Source organism: Chamaesiphon sp. VAR_69_metabat_338 (genome assembly GCF_031423935.1).
Classification (GTDB): domain Bacteria; phylum Cyanobacteriota; class Cyanobacteriia; order Cyanobacteriales; family Chamaesiphonaceae; genus Chamaesiphon.
Map to the genome: position 1 here is coordinate 1 of NZ_JANPGM010000362.1, position 6,114 is coordinate 6,114.

Below are 6,114 nucleotides of genomic sequence, written 5' to 3' on the forward strand. Positions count from 1 at the left end.
TAGGGGATAGGGGGTAGGGAGACGAGGGAACGAGGAACTTGGGAACCAAGCAACTAGATGAAACGCAGTTTCATTGCCTAAAGCCTAAAGCCTACCCTCTACCCTCTACCCCCTATCCCCTACCCTCTGTTAATTGCTCGCTGACTAAATCGCAGAAAAATTTAATTGGCGGAATTTGAAGTCGATCGCTACTAGTGACGAGGACGACATTACGGGAGAGATTGATGCTGCTATTTGGGATGGGGTCGATCGATCGAGTCACCAAAGTGGGATCGTTGTGAATGTCGATTAGTGCCGACTTTGGCAATAGAGCAATGAGTTTTCCCTGTCTGACGACACCCCGAAAAGCATCTAGCGTGTTTAATTCTAACACTGCCTGGAGTGTGCTTCCCAGCTTGCTAAATTGTTCTTGCACTAGTCGCTGCATTCCATAGCCATCTTTGAAGACTACTTGGGGATACTTGACTAGTTCTGTCCAGGGGACAGGCTCATATTGGACTAGAGAATGGGTGGTAGACATCAAAATCTCGATCGGTTCTTGATAAAGATTTTGGACTACCATCTCGGAACTGGCGGTAATCATCCGATTGTCCATCACGATCGCGACATCGACCAATCCATCTTTGAGGACTTTGAGGGCGCGATCGCTACCTAAGGCGGTAACGCGTAGTTGAACGTGAGGATAGCGATCGCAAAATAGTTGTAAAATCGCTGGCAGCATGTGAGCGCAGACCGAGTGAATAGCGGCGATACTCAGTTCTGGCTGTTTGCCAGCGCGGAGGATGTCGATCGATTGGTGCGCGAGCTGCCATTCGTGACAAATTTTGAGGGCATGAGGCAGGAGTCGTTCGCCGCCGACGGTGAGTTTAGCCTGATGGTGGCGATGGAACAAGGCAATCCCCAGATCCTCTTCGAGCGATTGGATCTGTCGGCTGATCGTGGACTGAGTACAGTCACACTTTCGCGCCGCTTGCTGAAAACTCCCAGTTTCCGTAATTGCCAAAAATGCCTGTAACTGTTCGATCCGCATAACTAATCGTCAAAGCCTAAAGCCTAATCCCTAAAGCCTAACCCCTAAACACACGCATCTAAAAGCTGCTGATGCCATTCCCCAGTACTCGCAACTAGACAGCCCCACTGACTGACATCGCCGCAATTGTACTTGAGGCAACTACCATCTTGGTGCGTAAACTTGCCACCTGCTTCTGTCAAAATCAGTTCTGGAGCTGCCAGATCCCAATCTTTGGGCGCGGAGGTACCTGAGAGCGATACATAGATATCCGCATGGTGTTCGACGATCGCCGCAATCTTACAGCCGATGCTACCGACTTTGAGCTGCTGCTGACAAGGCAGGCGTGCTAATAGCTCGATTAATTTTTTACTGCGATGATTGCGACTAGCAACGATGATTAACTCACTCAAATCCTTGCCACCCTTTACCCGCACGACCGTACGGAGGCCATCGGCGTCGATCTGGTAAGTACCACCGCCAGCAATGGCCGCATAGACTCGATCGGATTCGGGGATGGCGATGACAGCTAGGACGGGACGATGTTGATAAGTTAGCGCGATATGGATGGCATATTCGCCAGTTTTGTCGATAAAATCTCGCGTCCCATCCAAAGGATCGATAATCCACACCCAGTCTTGCGGTAATTCTAGATCGCCAGCTTGATAAGTCTCTTCGGTCAAATAACCACAGCTATCGCCGCACATAGCTTGAATGCCATCGAGCAGATGTCGATCGACCGCTTTATCTGCCACAGTCACGGGGCCTTCGGCTTTGTCTAGTACTTCTAACCGATCGCGACTGACACGATAATAAGATTTGAGGATGACGGCTGCTGTCTGGCTCAACTCGATCGTCCGTTCCAAGATATCCGCTAAGGTCAGATGAGAAAGTGGTGATTTCACTGGTATTGGGAGTTGGGAATATAAATATACAAAAAGTTATGCACGTTCACCACTCCATCATAAAGCTGTAACGATCGCTGTGTGGCTTCAGCCGCAATTCGTTGGCGTAGTCTACCAGCGGTAATCGAGCAACGGCAAGTGACTTAGCTATACAGTTCGACTACAGATCGTCCCGACATTCAGCCAATTGTCGATCGAGTAGATTTGCATTCACATTGGATTGAGAGGATATTCCAGCCGATCGAGTACGATCGATGGTTCGGTTTCCACTATCTCCAACTCCCAAAATAATACGGTTTCCTGCTTTGCGCGCCCCCTGAAATTTCGCAAGCTCGGTGCTATGATAAGAAACGTAACCGGATGTCCGGTTTCAAAAAATTAAGTGTGAGGAAATTTTAATGAACTGGAAAACTTTACTGGTAATCGCCAGCTTAACTTTGTCTGCTGGTTTGACCGCATGTAACAAAGAAGCTGCTGCTCCCGATGCAACTAAAACCGATACAACTACTCCCGCAGCTACCGAAACTAAGCCTGTCGATCCTGTAAAAGGTGCTGCTGACGGCGTTAAAGGTGCTGGCGACGCAATGAAAGATGGTGCTAAAGGTGCCGGCGACGCAATGAAAGATGGTGCTAAGGGTGCCGGCGACGCAATGAAAGACGGTGCTAAGGGTGCCGGCGACGCAGTAAAAGGTGCTGCTACTGGTACTAAAGATGCTGTCAAGAGCACAACAACTACAACTACTGAAACTAAACCTGCTGCTGACGCGCCTAAAAAGCCTTAGTCGATCTGGTTTAATGAAAATTGAGCTTTTTTCAAAAGTTAAATTTTCTTAGACAAAGCAGTTACCACCAATGTCATTGAGTCTCAATTCAGAGTCAATAACATTGGTGGTATTTTTATCGGTATTGAAAGTTGCAAGTCGATCGCCAAGGATTATCGCTACTTCACTCCTCATAGATAGAATTCGCTCTAATTGAGAAATTTAGCGATCGTCTCCAGATGAAATAGTCAATCGATCGCCAGTCTTTAAAAACTTACCAGCTTCAACCAGCGGGATCTGAGTATTGACAGCCAGTCGATAAAAATGATTAAATCTGGCGACATTAACGTTTGATGGCAATGTCTGTTGACGCTGGTGGGTAAATGTCTGTTGAAACTTGGCAGTTACAGCACCACTAAACGAGCTACGAGTAGGCACGACACAACGTTGACAGGGATTGATGCCGTAAAATCGGACATTCCCCAGTTGAAAATCGATCGCCTCTTCCGGTGCGCTAAATAGTCGGTCTTCCCAAAAAGCTGGTACTCCACTCAGCTCCAAATTAGTTCTAAATCGCCGCCGCACTTCTGCCAAATCTAAGTCTGGAAACCACTCACAAATTGTTGCCAAGGTTGCCGTACTAACGATCGTGGGGCCATAAGCATTTAAGTCATCTGGAAACCCTGTCGTCGTATTTTCGATGAGGTTAACGTCAAAGCCAAAAAACTGACTCAGCCACTGCGATAATTCGGTTAATTCGGTGTTGAGGCAAAATGTATAATTACTTGCATCATCTACAGTTTGAAGATGAATTAGCGATCGACAATCTGATTCCGAACCCCTATTAACAAAGTCAAATTGCGATCGCAACTGTTGGATTTTGGCCGTACGTTTAGCATTAACAACTTTACCACCCGCATCTACGATTGCCCACCGCCGATCGAACTCTAATGCGCCACCAGTAGAGATCTGAGCGCGATCGACTACTATCCCATCCAAAGATTTGACTGGATAAATAACGATCTGTGTTAACTTGGGTTGAATATCGGCATTCATAAGCTTATTGAGTGATTAGCGATCGATAATTGTGTCGATCGATCTTATTCCAGATGGGGAAACTATCAGGCGAAATAAACGCAAAAGAGTATAAATCTGGTGAAATTGATAATATCCCCCAAGAGCCTTGCTTTAATTTCCCCTGTCGATCGAATTCTAAATGTTCTAGCCCCACCGATAGCGAATTAGTGACATCGTTTTGACGATAAATTACCTGATGATGGTGCCCAAATAGATGCACTCTCGGCTGAAGCTGCGCGATGAGCTGTTCCAGAAAAATCGAACCAGTCGGTAAATCGGGAGATTGGGGGCCAGCATGAGTCATGAGAATATCGACATGCTGAAGATCTGGGGAAATATGCTCGATCGTTTGGTTGCTAAAAAAACGCGGTTCGGAGTTACTGATTTTTTGAGCTTTGCGATATTTGTCGCGAGCTAATTTCCCCCGTGCTGCGCCTTCTTGTCGCGAGGCAATGCCACCAAAAGCACCAATCTTCAATACTCGATCGTCTTTATCTACACTCACGATCTGCTCGTCAGGAATAAATAATATTTTCCCCCAAGGATCGATTGCGGCTGGTTTGGTGAAACCACCTAAATAATCAAAATCTTCATGATTTCCTCTAACAAAGTAAGTCGTCGGAGCTTGGGGATGTTCTAAATAAATTTTACTTTCAGGCGTCGCCACATAGAAATCCTGAAATCCCAGCTCGTCGGTATCTTTTTGAGCGTGTTTTTTAGTCGCATCATCTAATTTCGACAAATCTGGAAAAGCTGCCAAATCGCCAACTTGCAACAATCCATCCAGCTCGATCCCCGATGCTTGTTGCCAGAGGATCGCGAGCGTATACATCAGCGCGATTCGTCCGTGAATATCGCCAAATACCGCGAAATTAAGTTGTTGATTCTTTTGCAAAGTTGCCAAGAGATCGATCGTCGAAGTTGGATTGAGAAATCATAAGCGGCAATGCGCCTATTTCAATGCTAGCATCTCCAAGCTTTAGGCAGATGGAACGAAGGCGAAACCTATCACTCTTCAGCTCCACAGGGTAACTGCCACGGGGGTATTGACAAAACGCTCTCATTTTGAGATCATGGGTGTATTGAAGATCGTATCAACGTCTCACAAGCACGGATTTAATGGGTAAAGCGGGTTTACCAGCTTGTGAAATAGTTCTGATTGTTGGAGCTATAGATCGATCGACAAAAAACAACCCGTCCCATTTGAACAATACATGAGTCGCTATTATGAAACACGTCAAAATAAAGCCAAGCAAGTATCAGAGAAATCATGCATTTAATTTCCATCCGCAACCTCCGTGCAGATGTAGCTAAATATCCTAGCATTGGTAAAATAGTCGATCGCTGGTACGCCACAATTAAGACAGCAGCTTGGCAAAACCTAGAAGAAGTGCGTGAAGATTATCCAGAGACAGAAGCAGTGGGTAATTTAACAGTGTTCAATATCAAAGGTAATACCTATAGATTGATAGTCGGCATGGATTATCAGTCGCAGACGGTTTATTACAAATATTTCCTCACCCACGCTGAATATGACAAAGATGACTGGAAAAACAATCCTTACTTTTAATAATGAATGACTCTTACATTAGACAGAGATAACTATCCACAGTTGTTAGCTGAATTTGTGCCGCAGGCGATCGATTCAGAGGCAGAATACGATCGAGCGTTAGCGATCGCCGAACGGCTGACATTTAAACAGGATAAAACAGCAGCAGAAATCAAGCTGTTAAAGTTAATAGTCGTGTTAATTGAGGATTATGAAACCGAGCATTATCCGATGGAGCATGTGACTCCACACGAACTTTTACAGCATTTGATGGAGTCTAACAATACTCGTCAAGCCGATCTTGTTGGACTGATTGGTTCGCGGGGAGTTGTGTCGGAAGTGGTGAATGGTAAAAGAGCGATCAGTAAAGCGCAAGCGAAGGCATTAGGTGAATTTTTCGATGTTTCTCCTGGCTTGTTTATTTAAAAGATCGTAGGTTGGGTAGAACGAATGTGAAACCCAACATCCACACGATCGATTGATGGGGGTGTTGGGTTTCGTTCCTCAACCCAACTACAGATTTTTAATATTAAACCAATTATCAATTAATTTAATATTGTTCGATCGATGGAAACTTATGCCCAGAATTAGCCGACTCGCCACACGTCCGAGGCGTGGGAATAATTTTACCAGGATTGGCTAATTCCTTGGGATTGAATACCGTGCGTACCCATTGCATCGTTTCTAGATCTGTCTCGGTAAACATCTCCGACATGTAGCAGCGTTTGTCAGCACCGATCCCATGTTCGCCCGAAATACTTCCGCCGACTTTGACACAGAGCTTGAGGATTTCCCCGCCCAAGGCTTCTACTT

At 45.8% G+C, this 6,114-nt stretch carries 8 protein-coding genes; 3 read left to right on the forward strand and 5 right to left on the reverse strand.

The features are described 5' to 3' along the window. Positions 1 to 112: 112 nt before the first annotated feature. Entirely contained in the window at positions 113 to 1,030 is a 918-nt protein-coding gene (locus RMO84_RS10255; RefSeq protein ID WP_310488366.1) for a LysR family transcriptional regulator, read from the reverse strand. A 44-nt stretch (positions 1,031 to 1,074) separates the two neighbouring features. Beyond that, positions 1,075 to 1,914 (reverse strand): 3'(2'),5'-bisphosphate nucleotidase CysQ, encoded by an 840-nt coding sequence (locus RMO84_RS10260; protein ID WP_310488367.1) that lies wholly within the window; start codon positions 1,912 to 1,914, stop codon positions 1,075 to 1,077. Between the two features lie 398 nt (positions 1,915 to 2,312). On the opposite strand from RMO84_RS10260, the gene RMO84_RS10265 reads away from it, so the two are divergent. Further along, complete coding sequence (locus RMO84_RS10265) at positions 2,313 to 2,696, forward strand: hypothetical protein (RefSeq protein WP_310488368.1); 384 nt, start codon at positions 2,313 to 2,315, stop codon at positions 2,694 to 2,696. A 201-nt stretch (positions 2,697 to 2,897) separates the two neighbouring features. On the opposite strand, the gene RMO84_RS10270 is transcribed toward RMO84_RS10265, so the two are convergent. Both RMO84_RS10270 and RMO84_RS10275 read right to left on the reverse strand, forming a co-directional pair. Next, positions 2,898 to 3,731: an MOSC N-terminal beta barrel domain-containing protein gene (locus tag RMO84_RS10270; RefSeq protein WP_310488369.1), complete on the reverse strand. Its 834-nt coding sequence runs from the start codon at positions 3,729 to 3,731 to the stop codon at positions 2,898 to 2,900. Positions 3,732 to 3,735: 4 nt separating this feature from the next. Further along, complete coding sequence (locus tag RMO84_RS10275; protein ID WP_310488370.1) at positions 3,736 to 4,656, reverse strand: metallophosphoesterase family protein; 921 nt, start codon at positions 4,654 to 4,656, stop codon at positions 3,736 to 3,738. 366 nt (positions 4,657 to 5,022) lie between these two features. On the opposite strand from RMO84_RS10275, the gene RMO84_RS10280 reads away from it, so the two are divergent. Both RMO84_RS10280 and RMO84_RS10285 read left to right on the forward strand, forming a co-directional pair. Next, a complete protein-coding gene (locus tag RMO84_RS10280; RefSeq protein WP_310488371.1) occupies positions 5,023 to 5,322 on the forward strand; it encodes a type II toxin-antitoxin system HigB family toxin in 300 nt (99 codons plus the stop codon). 6 nt (positions 5,323 to 5,328) lie between these two features. Beyond that, the gene (locus RMO84_RS10285; RefSeq protein ID WP_310488372.1) at positions 5,329 to 5,727 is read left to right on the forward strand and encodes a transcriptional regulator; all 399 of its coding nucleotides are present in this window, start codon (positions 5,329 to 5,331) and stop codon (positions 5,725 to 5,727) included. A 124-nt stretch (positions 5,728 to 5,851) separates the two neighbouring features. On the opposite strand, the gene RMO84_RS10290 is transcribed toward RMO84_RS10285, so the two are convergent. Continuing rightward, positions 5,852 to 6,114, reverse strand: a 263-nt coding sequence (locus RMO84_RS10290; RefSeq protein WP_310488373.1) for an FAD-linked oxidase C-terminal domain-containing protein, incomplete at its 5' end; no start/stop codon positions are given.